This window comes from Terrimonas ginsenosidimutans (assembly GCF_022012415.1).
GTDB classification, from domain to species: Bacteria; Bacteroidota; Bacteroidia; order Chitinophagales; family Chitinophagaceae; genus Terrimonas_A; species Terrimonas_A ginsenosidimutans.
On record NZ_JAKLTR010000013.1, the window covers coordinates 16385 to 31905 of the forward strand.

Sequence of the window (15521 nt, forward strand, 5' to 3'; positions counted from 1 at the left end):
GTATATTGCACGGCTACCAGAGAAAGTATACGATCGCCCCATGTTCTGTTTGTGTATTTATTTTTACGTTTTCCTCTTGATCAGGTACACCGCCATGCCCGGGCAAATCCCACCTAATATAAATAAAATCAATCCATTACGTGAATACAGCTTATATCATTGATGCTACCCGTACGCCCATTGGTAAATACGGTGGTGCCCTTTCTGCCTTTCGCCCGGATGACCTTTTGGCCCAGGTGATCAGCGTGTTGATAGAGAGAAATCCTTCGATTGATGTGAATGCAATTGAGGATGTGATCGCTGGTGCGGCAAACCAGTCGGGAGAAGATAACCGGAATGTGGCCCGGATGGCAGCGCTACTGGCCGGTCTGCCGGTGTCAGTTCCCGGAAATACGGTCAATCGCCTCTGTGCTTCCGGGTTGCAGGCTATTGCTGATTCGGCGAGGCAGGTCATGTGCGGAGATGCGGAACTGATCATTGCATGCGGTGTGGAGAGTATGACCCGGGCTCCTTTCGTCACTGCTAAGGCAACGACCGCTTTTCAGCGCAGCACGGAAACGTTCGACACTACACTGGGGTGGCGTTTTGTGAACAAGAAGCTTGCAGGCATGTACCATCCGTTCAGCATGGGTGAAACCGCGGAGAATGTCGCAAGACAATGGAATGTTTCGCGTGAAGAGCAGGATGCATTCGCTCTGTCATCCCAAAAAAAATATTTTGCAGCGAAGGCCGCTAATAAATGGGATGATGAGATCACCAGCCTTGAGGTTTTTCAAAACGGATTGGTAAGCTGGGTTGTAAATGATGAGCATCCGCGGCAGACCTCGCTTGAAAAACTTTCCTCATTGAAGCCGGCGTTTGCAAAAGATGGAACAGTAACGGCAGGTAATGCTGCAGGTATTAATGATGGAGCTGCTGCCATGCTGCTGGCGAGTGAAGCTGCCGTAAAAAAATATGGATTGAAGCCGATGGCGAAAGTGGTTTCTATCGGGATGAACGGTGTTGATCCTTCGATAATGGGCGTTGGTCCAGTGATGGCAACAAAGAAGGCATTGCAACGCGCAAATATTGGTATTGATCAGATAGGCTTGATCGAGTTGAACGAAGCGTTTGCTTCGCAAACGATTGCTTGTATGCGAGAGTTATCGCTTGATGAAAAAAGAGTGAACGTGAACGGCGGAGCAATAGCATTGGGCCACCCTTTAGGTTGCAGTGGTGTGAGAATTTCTACAACATTATTATATGAAATGCAGCGTTCGGATATCAGATATGGTCTCGCTACTATGTGTGTGGGTGTTGGCCAAGGTGCTGCGATAATCTTTGAAAAAATTTGACGAATGGAATTCAAATTATTTCCATTTTATTTTTTTGTTAAGGTATTTCACCTATTTTAGTCACTTCTTAACTATTGTTAAGGAACTCTGATTATTTACGTCAACCACATGAGAGAATTAATGGGACTATCCCTGCTTGCCGCCTAAATCCAAGAAATAGAAAAGCCACGCAATTTAGTAACCGAACTAAAGATTTAAACCAAATAAACTACACTGCATGATGAAACGACTAGTACTCGTTTTATCGGTGATCCTTTTTGCCAGTCAGCTCTGGGCACAAAAGGTTATCACTGGTAAAGTGACAGATGACAAAGGCGCGCCACTTCGCGACGTATCAGTAACAGTAAAAGGAACATTAACCGGTACCACTACCAATGCCGAAGGTGTTTATTCGATCTCAGTACCTGCTGGCCGAACTGTTCTTGTTTATTCTTCTGTTGACATGGAGCCGACTGAAATGAACATTGGCTCATCTTCTACCATTAACGTTTCAATGAGACAGGCCGAGAAAGCACTTGAAGAAGTGGTTGTAACCGGCTATCAGACGGTCCGTAAAAAGGATGTTGCTTCTGCGATTTCCCGTATCGGTGCTTCTGAGATTGATAATCTGGCTATGCCGAACTTTGCTCAGGCGATGCAGGGGCGTGCAGCTGGTGTGATCGTATCTTCTGCAAACGGTATCCCGGGTGGTTCATTAAGCGTGATCATTCGTGGTGTTGGTTCTATCAATGCCGGAACTGTTCCATTATATGTAGTGGACGGAGTTCAGATCAATACAAGCGTTGGTTCTATCAACACGCAGAACAACCCGCTTAACTTCCTGAATACTGATGATATCGAATCGATTGAGATACTGAAAGATGCGGCGGCGGCTTCTATCTATGGAGCACGTGCTGCAAACGGTGTTGTACTTGTAACTACAAAACGTGGTAAACAAGGCAAGCCTAAATTCAACGTAAGCGTTTACGGAGGTAAAACAAAAGAGCTCGGAAGAATAGAAGTTCTTACTACCCAACAGTGGTTTGAACTCCGTAAGGAAGCGTTGATCAATGCTGGCGCCACTCCAGCAAGTGCGCATACGACTGCATTGAGTAACCTCGGTCTTCCTTCCAACACAACTCAGGGAAAAATCGATAGCTTGCCTACCTATGACTGGCAGGATGCTGTTTTCGGTCAGGGAGACATTTTCTCTGCGGAAGCGTCTATCAACGGAGGTTCACAGAATGTGAGCTACTACCTCTCAGGTTCTTATCAGAAATTCAATGCATTCATCGCTCCAACCAACTTCCAGCGTGGGTCTTTGCTTTCAAAAGTCAGCTTTAAGATCAACCCAAAAGTTACATTGGACAATACACTTAGCATCAGTACTTCAGGCCAGAATGCGCCGTACAGTACTGGTAACACTGGTTTTGGTAACGCAGCTTATGCAGCCGGCATGATGCTACCGATCAACCCGATCTATAACCCTGATGGTACCTATTATGGTATGCCAGGGTCTGGCCAGGCGATCGTTGGTACATTTAACCATAACATCATGGCGATCGGTGAGTATGTGAACTACAGTACAAGAACCAATCAACTGGTAGGTAACAGTGCTCTTACATACAAAGTAACTCCTGAGCTGACGCTGAGAGGTATGGCCGGTATCGATTACCGTCTTACCCAGGATCACCGTTATCAGGATCCAAGGGTGAACGATGCTTTTGCAGTAAACGGTCGTTTGTCTGATCAGAGCGATTGGAATACTAACTTTATCACCAACGCCACAGTTAACTACAACAAAACTTTCAAAGAGGACCATAACATTAATTTGCTCGGAGGTATCGAATACCGCAGAGACCAGAACCAATGGTTCCAGGCTGACGGTCAGGGCTTCCCTTCTTATATGTTGCAATACCTTAACTCTGCATCTACTCCAACCGGTGTAAGCGGTGCATGGTCTGCAAGTGCAACATTCTCTCAGTTCGCGAAAGTTGGCTACTCTTTCAGAAGCAAGTATATCTTTAACTATACTGCCAGAAGAGATGCATCCAGCAGGTTCGGCCTGAACAACAAATATGGTATTTTCCAGTCTGCGCAGGTAGCATGGAATGCGAAAGAAGAGTCTTTCCTGAGAAATGTATCGGCTATCAATGATCTGAAACTGAGATACTCTTTCGGACAGGCTGGTAATGATCAGATCGGCAACGTTCTGTACGCACAGCTTTATGGTGCAACGAGAATCTATGGTAACTCCTCTGGTATCTTCCCAAGCCAGTTAGGTAACCCCGATCTGAGCTGGGAAACAAGGGAAGAGCATAACGTAGGTCTTGATCTGACCGTACTGGAAAACAGACTGACGATCACTGTTGATGCTTACCGTAAGCTTAACAAAGACATCCTGCTGAGCCGTGCACTCTATAACACAACAGGTTTCTCCAGCATTACACAGAACCTTGGTAAGATCGAGAATAAGGGTCTTGAGCTGATGGTGTCTATCGATCCTTTCAAAGGCGCCTTCAAATGGAGATCTTCTTTCAATATCGCATGGCAGAAGAACAAAGTGGTTGAACTGTATGACGGATTGGAATCACTCCCTTCTGATGCCTCTATCCGCGTAGGCTACCCGCTTGGTTCATTCTTTACTTCAGAGTGGGCTGGTGTTAACCCTGCAACTGGTCGCGGTATGTGGTATGATATCAATGGTAACATCACTTACAACCCAACTGCTGCTGACAGAAAGATCGTTGGTAATATCTACCCTGAATACTTCGGTGGATGGAATAACACTTTTTCTTATAAAGGATTCTCAGTAGACGCGATGTTCCAGTATGAGATTGGTCGTGTTAGGCAAGATGGCCAGTACACTCAAATGATGCGTATGGCTGGAGCTACAGTGAACACACTGCTTTCCGGTTACAATGACCGCTGGCAGAATCCAGGTGATATCGTAGCTACTCCACGTACATTTAATGGTCTGGCTGATTACAACAGCGTAGGCTGGGGTAGCGGTACAAGATACCTGTTCAGAACAGACTATATCCGTCTGAAACAACTGACAGTTGGGTATGACCTGCCTGCAAGTAAGGTTAAAAAATTGTCGCTGGATGGCGTGAGAGTATATGTACAGGCAATCAACCTTTGGACCAGATCTAAATGGCCAAGCTACGATCCTGAATTTACCGGTGACAACTTCGGTATCATTCCGGTGTCTAAAAACTTTACAGCTGGTGTACAGGTTAGATTCTAGTACTTATTGTTAAAAAAATTACCATGACAAAAATGAGAGTCAAGATATTAATGCTAAGCGTTATTGCGGGAGTTTTCGCTCAGTCCTGCAAGAAGCAATTGGATATTCCTTCACGTACATCGCTGGATGCGGATCTGGCTTTGAGAACAAAGAGCGGTATTGAAGCTTCACTCAATTCAGTATACTCGGTTTTAAAAAGTGAACGCCAGTATGGCCGTGACATGTTTTCTGTTCCTGATGCGATGGCTGATATCGCTTTTGCAAACGGACGTTCTTCACGTTTATTAGGTGAAAACCGAAACCAGTCTTTGTCAAACATGGCAAACTGGACTACTTCCTACGGTGCGATCAATGAGATCAACCTGACACTGGCAGCTATCGGCGGAGTTGGAGATGCTACAGATGCTGAAAAGCTGAGATGGGAGGGTGAGTTTAAATTTTTACGGGCGCTGTATTACTTCGATCTTGTAAAGAACTACGCATACATTCCAACATTCACCGTTCCTTCTCAGGATAAAGGTGGCGTCGTGCTTACTTTACAGGGGTTCAATTCAGCTGCTGCTGCTGCTGAGTTCAGACCTTCACGCGCCGCAACAGCTGACGTTTACAACCAGATCATGAATGATCTGTACGCTGCTGTTGGTCTGTTGAGCAATGCGAACAAAGGCCGTAACTATGCAAGCAAACATGCTGCGCTGGCTCTCGGATCACGCGTAGCATTGTATCAGGGTAACTGGCAGAGAGCAGATTCGTTCGCAACTGCTGCGATCACACTGACAGGTGGTATCGGAACGATGACCACTACCGCTAACTATATCACCGGCTGGAGAGCTGCTGACCATCCGGAAGGGATCTTCCAGGTTTGGTTTGCAACCCTGGGTGAAAACCTTGGTGTAAACACCTCTCTCGCGGCAACACATACTACACTTGCATCTCCAGGTGCAGTTGGTGGTGTTAGAACCGGTCAGGGTGACCTCGTACCAAACGGATTCCTGCTGAGCCAGCTTGGCATCGCGGGATATCCTGTATTATTATCTGCATCAGCACCTCTTCCTGCTTTGACTTTTAGTAGTGACGTTCGTAACAGACTGTTCGAATGGGGCGTGAATGCTTCCGGTCACTATATAGAGTGCACAAAATGGATGGGTAAGAATGGTTCTGCCAATTGGGATAACACAGTTGTACTTCGCTGGCCTGAGCTTTACCTGAACAGAGCTGAAGCTCGCTACCATCTTAGCAACGAGGTCGGTGCTAACGCTGATCTTACCACGATCTATACTGCAAGGATCGTTGGTTACACTCCAGGCGCTCCTTTAGCGGGTCAGCCATTGCTGGATGAGATCCTCCGTCAACGCATGCTGGAGTTCGCATTCGAAGGACACCGTTTCTACGATCTGAAAAGATATGGCCTGACCATCACCAAGTCGAACCCTACTGTTACTTTACCAGCGAACGACTTCAGACTGCTCCCCAGAATACCTGTAGGAGAAGTAGATGGCAACCCTAACATGGTTCAAAATTTCGGGTATTAAAAATTGAATGAAACACGAATTATGAAAAAAGTACTTTTATTTATAGGTATTCCTTTGGTTTTAAGCTCATGCGTAAAGCAATTGGATAAAACTTTCAAAGGAGAGACAGTCGTAGAAATTGACGCTGCTCCACTCAACTCCAATGCAACTGGAGCAACTTATCCCATTCTTACAAGAATCCCGTTTGGTGGACGTCCGCTGGTTACAGCTTCTGACTCTACTTTGAGAAGATTCAACGGAACCGTAAGGATCAGGGTTAACCTGGTTGGACCGCAATCTCCCCAGGATCAAACAATCGGTTATAAAGTGTTCACCACTTCACCGACACCAACTGCTGCGTTTGCCGCAACAATGACTGGCCAAACTCCAACCAGAGCTGCTGCTACGCTGAATCTGCAAAGCGCCGCTGCAGGCACTCACTTTACAGCGCTTCCGGGTACGGTAACCATTCCAGCTAATAGCTCGTATGGTTTTATCGAGGTTAATGTACTGAATACAGGTACGGCAGCAACCGAAGCAAGATTCCTCGGAATCCAACTGGATTCGACAGGTTCGTTAAGGCCAAATCCGAACTACGCAAGAGTCGGTCTGGCTATCGATCAACGTTAATTCCAGTCTTCAATAAAAGAGAAAAGGTTATCCAATCGGATAACCTTTTCTCTTTTATTATGTATATGGTCGGTCCGGCAGTTCTTAGTTGTTATGCAGCTTGTACAGCAATGATCTCACAAGCCGGTTATTGGTAAATACAGAAAGCAGTATCAGCAAAAACGCCACACAAAGAACCGACCAATGAAGCACTGAAGACAACTCCGGTCGATCGTACATCACAAAATGATGAAACGACCATTGCATTAATTGTGTCACAAGCACCGCGGCAATTACTACTGTCGCATACACTGGAATAAATAAGGCAGACACCTTCGTGCTAAGCCAGCGTGGAGAATAACCAAGCGTCAGCAATAATTGTAAACTGTCCTTGCTTCTTGCAATCACCAGTTGCAAATAGAAAGAGAACAACATCAATGCCAGCAGAACGACCAGCAGCCCAAAGATCCCCAGCCCGCTGAATATCCCCTGTATCACCATCTTATTTCTACCCAGCAGCGTTTTGTCTTTATTAAGACTGTACTTCTTGCTGTCTACAAATTGCAGCAATTCAGTACTGTTCGCATCTTTTGTTTTAACAAAGATCCTGGAAGCCTTTACTTCCTGTCCCTTGCCGAACTTCCTGTTTGACCAAACAAGGAAATTCTTGGGAACAAGTACAGAATTTACCCGATCACTGAATGCTACGATCTTCCCGATGAACACCTCAGACACTCCATTCCCTTCGCAGGTGATCTGAACAGGAATACCCATAGCCGTTTCTCTTGAGATCTGTGGGAGACCCTGCCCGGGCGCGAAGACATTATATATTTCAAAAAAGTCAGAGGATAGAATGAGCGGTATATTGGTTTCACCTTCCTGCCATTTGAAAGTAGGGGGAAGTGTATCAATAAAGTCGTCATCCAACGTTTCAAGAAACATGTCTGTATTGAATGCGAGAACACTGCCGGCTCCCAGTGTTACACGGAAATCGTTGGGAAGAAGGGGAGATACGCCGGTTATAAAAGGTTGTGCGCGCAATTCAGCAAGGTCTTTGTCACTGAACTGATTCTTATCAGGCGTTCCCATCGTTTCATTCGTCACAGATTTTGTGATCGAAATATAATCGAACCCATCTTTACGGATACTTCCTTCTTTAAGTAAGCGTTGAATGTTGATGAACATTTGTATTGAACAAAGCAACAGCAGCACCCCTATACCAAGACCTGCATAGGAAAACCATCTTGACGCAGAATTGGTCCCTGTTTGCAGCAATGGTTTTATCGGTTTAAATGATACAGCCACAATAAAAGATTATAAGTGATAAAGACTGGTAAATGGGAAGAATTCTATCCGTTCAAGATCTGCAAATACGATCGAAGCCTGACGGGCTCTTGTTTCTTCCAGCATCAATTGCATCGCGAGCTCGGAATTCCTGTTGTCCAAATGACTGAAAGGCTCATCCAGTAACAGGAAATCGAACGGCTGCATCAATGCGCGAATGATTGCCACACGTTGCTGTTCTCCATAAGAACATGTCCTTGCTAAAGACGGTAATTTCTTTCCGATACCGAGGCGTTCTGCCATTTCGGCGATCTTCTCTTTCGGATGATATGGATTCAATTGTCGTTTGATCTCCAGATTTTCCTGGACGGTCTGGTGAGGAAATAACCGCAGATCCTGAAACACAATACTTATATGATCCTTTCTTAACGAGGCGAGAGATTCCGCATCTGTCTTATCAAGATCGTGTTGGTCGTAACGGATGTTGCCTTCATAGTCTTTCCGCATTCCATACAGAAAATTGATCAGTGATGATTTGCCGCTGCCGGATGGTGCGACGATCTTGATCATCTCTCCTTTTTTCCATAGGAGATCTTTACCCCAGATCTCTGAAGTTTCGGAGCGGCTTTTCTCAAAATACGTCGGAAGTAATTTGCTTATCGCTAATTGCATGTGACGTTTTTATAAATGGTCTTTAAAAAAATTGTTCGTTGCCCGATGCTCAATAAAACATCGCACAACGAACAATCCTGTTATTGAAATGATTAATTAAATGCTTTTGGTGGAGCTTCTGTTGATGCAGAATCTACCGTTACTTCGTTCCAGCGGCTGCGCTCCTGCAGTCGGATGGCATTAAGCTTTTCCGCATATTGGTTCATCTGTTTAAGACTATTAGTGCCTTTATCCAGCAGATTCACCTCAAAATGGAATTCGCCTTCACCGCCTTTGTAGTCAGCACTCATCACAACGTCCTGCCATGTTTTTCTTGATTCTTCAAGAATTTTGACGCCAGTGCTGTCTCTTACGTCTGTTGATATTACACTGAACAATTTCTGCAGGTTGAAGAAAACACCAAACTGGTGACCTTGGATCTTATCTGCGTAAGCAGGTTTATTATTGCCAGCATAGAAGGACGCAGTTACATCATTTGAGTTGGAGATCAGCAACCAGCCTTTTTCAGTTTTTACTGTTCCTGCGGTTGATGGAACCTTCTTGATCTCTTCGCCAAAGATGTTGTACAGTTTATCAAATGATTTTTGATCGTCAATAGCTGCTCCGAATACATAAGTAGGGTCGGTTTTGGTCGTCGCATAGCTTTGTGTTTTGCCATCATAGCCTTCGTATTTAACGGTGTCAATACGCTGCTCAACATCAGTAACAGCAAATGCCATTTCGCCTTTGAAGGCTTTTCCTATATCATCAAGGGTAATGCCTTTCTGTCCGAGGAACATGTTTGCCAGGCCATCAGCGCCAACGAGTTTAACAATATCCATGATCACTCCCATAGGGTAGCTGTAAGCACCTGCCACGAGTACATCTCCTGCGGGCAGTCTCCCGGTCAGTTCATCGCCGATCCCTTTTGAACTGTATTTTGAGAGTAGCTTGGTCAGCTCTTTACCATAGTATTGTTTGCCGTCAAAATTGATCTTGCCTTCATCGAAGCTCAACGTAGCTGTACCGATGTTTCCTTCTGTCAGGGTACTTAACTTAAGCATGTTCGTCATCATTTCCATACCCATGCCAGCACTGCTGTAAAGGTTGGATACGCTAAGCCACATATGCATATCGCCTTTGCTTTTGATCAGGTCAGCAAACCTTGAGTCTTCATCAAGCAATGCTTTTCCTTTTAATGCGTAGGTGTTTTTTGCGAACAGCGTGAGACTGTCGTTAGAGAAGCGTTGGGCGCCCGGGTTGTTTGCGCCACTGACCGGTGCGTCGGCAATGATCACGAACGTAGAGGCATTCCATGTAAGAATGGCACCCTCAGACTCGAGTACGTTCAGATCGCCCGACTTCTTTGGAGCGCCTGCTTCGCCTGAAGATCTTACCATCGCTTCAAATGCAGCCTGATCTTTTATTGAGCCCTGGAAAGAAACGTATGCACCACGGCCTCTTGGTGCCATAAAGAAGCAAAAACCTTTGTCTGTATCAAGACCGGAAACGGCAGGGTCATTCATCAGCTTACGGGCAAGTGAGTCAGAAGTTTCTTTCTGCAGTTCTTTGAACCATTCACTTTGTTTGATCTCAGCCCAGCTGAGTTTGGAAGAAAGGGAGCCAGCGTTGAAGTAGATCACCACAGCGGCTTCTTTCGGGACAAGCAGGCCTGTTTTGCCACCTTTTTTACAGGAAGCGGCAAAAAGGATTATTGCTGCGGCAAGCGCAAGCAATAGAGGGTTACGTTTCATCATGATTGGGTCATTGATTTTTGGAGTCTAAAGAAAAGAAAAATTCACCAGTTCATCTAATGATACTGATTTTTGTTCGCCAGTGCGCAAATCCTTGATTACACAGTTGTTTTCGGCTAGTTCCTTACTGCCGATAATAATCACAAACGGTATATTCTTCTTTTCCGCGTATTTGAATTGCTTGTCGAATTTGGTGTTCTCATGAAACAGTTCTGCCCTGACACCGGCATTACGCAGATGCTGCAACAGGCTGAATGCCTTCCGGCCCTCAGCATCTCCCAGGTTAAAGAACAGGGCCTGGCTGCCGACCTGTACGTCCGGAGGGAACAGGTTCAGTTCGTCCATTACATCATAAATCCTGTCAACCCCAAAGGAAATCCCCACGCCGGGAATGCCCGGTACGCCGAAAAGGCCGGTCAGGTCATCATAACGGCCGCCGCCGCCGATGCTGCCCATATTCGCGCCGAGGGCTTTGACCTCGAAAATAGTGCCTGTATAATAGTTGAGGCCACGGGCAAGTGTAAAGTCAACGGCAACCGGCGGCCTGTCCAACTGATCGAAATAGCCGAGGATAAATTCCAATTCGCTGATTCCTGCCGCTCCGGAAGTGGTGCTGCCAAGCAGCGCTTTGATCTGCCCGATCCTTTCTTCATTCGATCCGGTTACCTGAAGGTACTTGCGGATAGTTGCGATCTGATCAGCATCAAGGCCCCGCTGCTCTAACTCTCCCTCAACTTTCTCGATCCCGATCTTGTCCAGTTTATCAATTGCCACGGTTATATCGATCATCTTTTCGACACCTCCGCAGACTTCAGCAAGGGCTGCCAGTATTTTCCTGTTATTGAGCTTGATCTCAACCGGAACGCCAAGACGTTTGAAGGTTTCAGCATATAAAATAGTGAGTTCAACTTCATTAAGAAGAGAGGTGCTGCCAACCACATCCGCGTCGCACTGGTAGAATTCCCGGTAACGCCCCCGTTGTGGCTTATCCGCCCGCCATACCGGCTGGATCTGGTAACGTTTGAACGGAAAACTAAGCTGGCCCTGGTTCATCGCCACGTAACGCGCAAAAGGAATGGTGAGATCATACCTCAGCGCTCTTTCGGTAATGTCTTTTGTGTTCTTGCCCTGGAGGATCTTTTCAAACCCATCCCGAAAAAGTTGTTCTTTGTTTTTATTGTCAACCCCGTTATTCAGGATCTTGAAAATAAGTTTATCACCTTCTTCTCCATATTTCCCCATCAGGGTTTCGAGGTTTTCCATGGCAGGTGTTTCCAATGGCTGGAAGCCGTAGAGTTCAAACACGGAGCGTATGGTTGAGAAGATATATTGACGTTTGCGAACAGTGTCAGGACCAAAATCGCGGGTCCCCTGTGGTAAGCTGACAGTTGGTTTTGCCATTATTTTATTGAGAATTGACTCCGTTGTTCACGGAAATGTTAGCGTATTTTTCGATGATCACATCGCAGGCATCTGCGATCATTTTATAGACATCATGATAGCCCGGCTCTGTACCATACCATGGATCCGGCACATCCATATCGCTGCCCGGATGCAATTCATTCATGAGCAGTTCTACCTTTGACGCATCATATTTTCCCCTGGCAATGCGTCTGATCTCGCTTTTCACGTCTCCGGCAAGGGCATAGATGCGGTCGTACACATCGAAATCATCCGGTGTAAGCTTGCGTGAGCGCTGGCTGCAGATATCAAGGCCATTGAGCTTCGCCACTTTTTGAGAAAGATGATGGGGCGCCTCGCCGTTATGATACCCATTCGTACCGGCGCTTTCAACACTCCAGTTGAGCCCCGCCTTAAAGGCCTTATCCTGCAGAATACCTTCTGCCAGCGGACTGCGGCAGATGTTTCCGAGGCATACCATTAGGATTTTCATGGGGCAAAGATAGGGCTCACTGACCGTTGTCCGCTGACCGTTCATCGTTGTCCCTGTCCCCGGTTTTCGATTCTTAACGGAGCGAAATGAACAATTCTGAGAAAATGGCTATTGTCTGGTCAACGGTGGCCGGTCAACCCTGAACGATCAATGGGCAACTATACTAACAATCGTTATGGAAAACTCCCTCCCTTTGCATCTCAATATTTAATCGTGAAAAACTCAAAAAATCAATAATTTGCCCGTTCCGAAAACAACATACATGATTGAAGAATATGAAAAGAAGAGGAAAAAACAGGTATCTTCCATGCGCGCAGTATTCGACTACGGCATCGGAGCGGTGATCCTGTTTTTTGGTGTGTTCCTTTTCTTCAGAGATCAGTTTGATATCGCATTCAATGAACGTTTCAAACCCGATGTTTGGGATAAGGTGGCTGGTGTCATGTTCTTTGCATATGGAAGCTGGAGGATATACCGGGGGTATAAGAAAAACTATTTTAAATGAAAGGGTATAGAAGCTTCGTTTTCTTTACTGCGCTTGTCTTATCCTGTGTGTTGTTTGCAGGATGCGAATCATACCAGGAAAAGCGAGCAAAACTGACGGATACAGAAAAGAGGGGAAGGATCATTATCAGTGCTGATGAATCTTTCAAACCAGTAGTGGACGCACAGGTTGCGGTGTATGAATCCAATAACCCGGGGACAACGATTGCCGTCCAGTATAAACCGGAAGCGGAATGTCTTAAAGACCTGTTGAATGACAGTATCCGGATGATCATTGCGACAAGAAAAGCAAGTCCTGCCGAAGAAAAATTTCTGACAGACTCATTGCTGGTAGGGCCGGTACAGTTAACGGTTGCAAGAGATGCTGTTGCTGTGATCGTTCATCCCGGAGCGCCTGATTCGTTATTTACGATGAATGAGCTGAAAGCAGTGCTGACGGGGAAATTTAAGAAAAATTTAATCCCCGTTTTTGACGGAGTACAGGCAACCAGCACGGTACGGTTCATCGTCGATTCTGTATTGCATGACGAAGCACTGACGCCCAAAGCGATGGCTGCATCTACAAGTGAAGAAGTGATCAATTATGTGGCAACACATCCTGATGCTGTAGGGTTTATCGGCGTAAGCTGGATCGGGAATAAAGATGATGGAAATCAACTTAGCTTTCTTAAGAAGGTCAGAATAGCGCAGTTAGAAAGCACAGATACGGAGGGAAGTTATGTTTTGCCCGTGCAGCTAAATATTTACATGAAAAGGTACCCAATGGTACGTGATTTGGTATACATACTGAAAGAGAAGCACAAAGGCCTTGGAAACGGATTTGCGGACTTTATGAGCGGTCAGATCGGGCAGCTGATTTTCAGAAGAGCATACCTGGTTCCGACACAGAAAAAATTTACGCTCCGGCCTGTGCAACTCAGGGATGAATGAACAAAGTAGTTATATTTACAACTCTTAAAAAAAAGCGAAAAGTAACATGAAGAAATTTTCAATCGCATTTTTGGTGACGGCATTGCTGGCGTTCAGTGGTGTTGGTATGGCGCAGTCACTGCAGGATGGCATTAATGATGTTTACGCAGAACGTTTCAAGAGTGCACAATCTACTTTTGAAAAGCTTGTCGCGTCAAATCCTAACAATCTTGAAGCCATCTACTGGTTGGGTCAGACCTTCATCGAAACGAACAATATCAAAGCGGCCAATGATGTATACGACAAAGCATTACTGGCGAGCGCAAACGCTCCTCTGGTAATCGTGGGTAAAGGCCATGTTGAACTGATCGAAAACAAGGTCAGTGAAGCCCGCCAGCGATTCGAATCTGCTATCGTGATGTCCCGCGGTAAAAAAGGTGACGATCCTGCTATCCTCAATGCAGTTGGTCGTGCGATCACAGAAGTATATACTGACAAAGAGAAAAAAGGTGATATCAATTATGCAATCGAGAAACTGGAAGCAGCGGCAGCGCGCGATCAGAAGAATGCAGAGATCTACCTGAACCTTGGTAACGCTTACCGCAAAGCTCGTCCGGGCGAAGGCGGTGGAAAAGCGTTTGAAAATTATAGAAAAGCAACGGAGATCAATCCTGCTTTCGGCGCACCTTACTATCGTCTTGCACAACTGTTCTATTCTCAGCGCAACTGGGAATTGTATGAGCAATACCTGAATGATGCGGTAGCAAAAGATCCAAAGTTCGCTCCTGCATATTATGACCTGTATTACTACAAGCTGTTGGTGAAAAAAGATTTCGCAGCTGCGGAACTGGATGCTGCAAAGTTTATACAAAATACAGATCCTGATCCACAGAACGCATACCTTGCTATTCAGACAAAATGGGCGAAGAAAGAATTTGACCAGGCTATCGCAGAGGCGAAAAACCTGATCTCCCAGGCTGGTGATAAAACCAAGCCGATCGTTTACCGTCTGATCGCTGATGCGTATGTTCAGAAAAAAGACACTACGCCTGCAAAACAATACATCGATCTGCTGTTTGCAAAAGCGCCACGCGAAGAACTGAATGCAAATGACTACCGACTGAAAGCGGATATCTATTCAGTAATTCCGGGTATGGAAGATTCTTTGTTTGCTTTTTACAAAGCAGGTGTGGAAGCTGATACGATCCTTGAAAATAAGATCGAATTGCTGAAAAGAGGTGCTGAAGTGTTCAGAACAAAAGCGCTGGCTCCCGATAAAAAATTCCTTCGTGAAAAAGAGGGTGACCTGGCAAGCATGCTTGTTGACCTGAAACCTAAAGCAACTATCAACGAAATGTTTGACGTTGGTCGTGCATATTACTTCGGTGGTGCTAATGCCAAATCATACGCCGCATTCGTGAAGTTCACAGAGAAATATCCTGACGAAGTGTACGGTTGGGAATGGAAATTCAATAATGCACGTGTGATCGATTCCACCAAAAAAGATAGCATTGCAGTTCCTGACGCATTGAGACTTGTTGAATTCGCAGAGAAAGATACAGCGAAGTACAAAAAACAATTCCTCAGTGCTGCTGGTTTCCTGGTAGAATATTATGCTAACGTTGCAAAAGACGGTGCTAAAGCCCTGGAGTTTGTAAACAAAATGCTGGTACTGGATCCGGCGAACCAAAGTTTGCTGAGCATCAAACAGCAGTTGGAGAAATCGGGTAGCCAAAGAGCTCCATCCACTCAGCCAAGAACAGGTTCCTCTGGTAAAACTGATTCCGGTAAACGGGAGACAAGCGCCGGATAACAGAAAGATAATATTTTAAAAAGCCCCTC

At 45.7% G+C, this 15521-nt stretch carries 12 protein-coding genes; 7 read left to right on the top strand and 5 right to left on the bottom strand.

Annotated features, from left to right (window positions below; translation table 11 throughout):
- Positions 1-140: 140 nt before the first annotated feature.
- The 4 genes from LZZ85_RS18800 (at position 141) to LZZ85_RS18815 (ending at position 6704) form a co-directional block, all read left to right on the top strand.
- Positions 141-1334 carry an acetyl-CoA C-acyltransferase gene (locus LZZ85_RS18800; RefSeq protein ID WP_237874894.1) on the top strand — a complete coding sequence of 398 codons (1194 nt, stop codon included), beginning with the start codon at positions 141-143 and terminating at the stop codon, positions 1332-1334.
- A 217-nt stretch (positions 1335-1551) separates the two neighbouring features.
- A complete protein-coding gene (locus LZZ85_RS18805; protein ID WP_237874895.1) occupies positions 1552-4563 on the top strand; it encodes a SusC/RagA family TonB-linked outer membrane protein in 3012 nt (1003 codons plus the stop codon).
- 23 nt (positions 4564-4586) lie between these two features.
- Entirely contained in the window at positions 4587-6095 is a 1509-nt protein-coding gene (locus LZZ85_RS18810) for a RagB/SusD family nutrient uptake outer membrane protein (protein ID WP_237874896.1), read from the top strand.
- A 21-nt stretch (positions 6096-6116) separates the two neighbouring features.
- Positions 6117-6704 carry a DUF4843 domain-containing protein gene (locus LZZ85_RS18815; RefSeq protein ID WP_237874897.1) on the top strand — a complete coding sequence of 196 codons (588 nt, stop codon included), beginning with the start codon at positions 6117-6119 and terminating at the stop codon, positions 6702-6704.
- 84 nt (positions 6705-6788) lie between these two features.
- Here LZZ85_RS18815 and LZZ85_RS18820 read toward each other — a convergent pair whose 3' ends face one another.
- The 5 genes from LZZ85_RS18820 to LZZ85_RS18840 form a co-directional block, all read right to left on the bottom strand.
- Entirely contained in the window at positions 6789-7988 is a 1200-nt protein-coding gene (locus LZZ85_RS18820; RefSeq protein WP_237874898.1) for a hypothetical protein, read from the bottom strand.
- A 9-nt stretch (positions 7989-7997) separates the two neighbouring features.
- Complete coding sequence (locus LZZ85_RS18825) at positions 7998-8639, bottom strand: ATP-binding cassette domain-containing protein (RefSeq protein WP_237874899.1); 642 nt, start codon at positions 8637-8639, stop codon at positions 7998-8000.
- Positions 8640-8731: 92 nt separating this feature from the next.
- Complete coding sequence (locus LZZ85_RS18830; protein WP_237874900.1) at positions 8732-10375, bottom strand: DUF4836 family protein; 1644 nt, start codon at positions 10373-10375, stop codon at positions 8732-8734.
- A 24-nt stretch (positions 10376-10399) separates the two neighbouring features.
- Positions 10400-11773 (bottom strand): histidine--tRNA ligase, encoded by a 1374-nt coding sequence (gene hisS / locus LZZ85_RS18835; protein ID WP_237874901.1) that lies wholly within the window; start codon positions 11771-11773, stop codon positions 10400-10402.
- A 4-nt stretch (positions 11774-11777) separates the two neighbouring features.
- Entirely contained in the window at positions 11778-12266 is a 489-nt protein-coding gene (locus LZZ85_RS18840) for a low molecular weight protein-tyrosine-phosphatase (protein ID WP_237874902.1), read from the bottom strand.
- Positions 12267-12528: 262 nt separating this feature from the next.
- Here LZZ85_RS18840 and LZZ85_RS18845 point away from each other — a divergent pair, with 262 nt between their 5' ends.
- From LZZ85_RS18845 to LZZ85_RS18855, 3 genes are read left to right on the top strand one after another with little or no spacing between them, the layout of a single operon-like run.
- Positions 12529-12771, top strand: coding sequence for a DUF2116 family Zn-ribbon domain-containing protein (locus LZZ85_RS18845; protein ID WP_237874903.1), 243 nt, complete (start codon positions 12529-12531; stop codon positions 12769-12771).
- Entirely contained in the window at positions 12768-13700 is a 933-nt protein-coding gene (locus tag LZZ85_RS18850) for a PstS family phosphate ABC transporter substrate-binding protein (RefSeq protein ID WP_237874904.1), read from the top strand. Before LZZ85_RS18845 ends, LZZ85_RS18850 begins: the two co-directional genes overlap by 4 nt.
- A 46-nt stretch (positions 13701-13746) precedes the next feature.
- Positions 13747-15492: a tetratricopeptide repeat protein gene (locus LZZ85_RS18855; protein ID WP_237874905.1), complete on the top strand. Its 1746-nt coding sequence runs from the start codon at positions 13747-13749 to the stop codon at positions 15490-15492.
- Positions 15493-15521 lie beyond the last annotated feature (29 nt).

Bases quoted from the DNA above. Each gene is read 5' to 3' on its own strand.
- LZZ85_RS18845 (WP_237874903.1), top strand. From the start codon at position 12,529: ATGATTGAAGAATATGAAAAGAAGAGGAAAAAACAGGTATCTTCCATG.
- LZZ85_RS18855 (WP_237874905.1), top strand. From the start codon at position 13,747: ATGAAGAAATTTTCAATCGCATTTTTGGTGACGGCATTGCTGGCGTTC.
- LZZ85_RS18830 (WP_237874900.1), bottom strand. From the start codon at position 10,375: ATGATGAAACGTAACCCTCTATTGCTTGCGCTTGCCGCAGCAATAATC.
- LZZ85_RS18825 (WP_237874899.1), bottom strand. From the start codon at position 8,639: ATGCAATTAGCGATAAGCAAATTACTTCCGACGTATTTTGAGAAAAGC.
- LZZ85_RS18840 (WP_237874902.1), bottom strand. From the start codon at position 12,266: ATGAAAATCCTAATGGTATGCCTCGGAAACATCTGCCGCAGTCCGCTG.
- LZZ85_RS18805 (WP_237874895.1), top strand. From the start codon at position 1,552: ATGATGAAACGACTAGTACTCGTTTTATCGGTGATCCTTTTTGCCAGT.
- LZZ85_RS18815 (WP_237874897.1), top strand. From the start codon at position 6,117: ATGAAAAAAGTACTTTTATTTATAGGTATTCCTTTGGTTTTAAGCTCA.
- LZZ85_RS18850 (WP_237874904.1), top strand. From the start codon at position 12,768: ATGAAAGGGTATAGAAGCTTCGTTTTCTTTACTGCGCTTGTCTTATCC.
- LZZ85_RS18810 (WP_237874896.1), top strand. From the start codon at position 4,587: ATGACAAAAATGAGAGTCAAGATATTAATGCTAAGCGTTATTGCGGGA.
- hisS (WP_237874901.1), bottom strand. From the start codon at position 11,773: ATGGCAAAACCAACTGTCAGCTTACCACAGGGGACCCGCGATTTTGGT.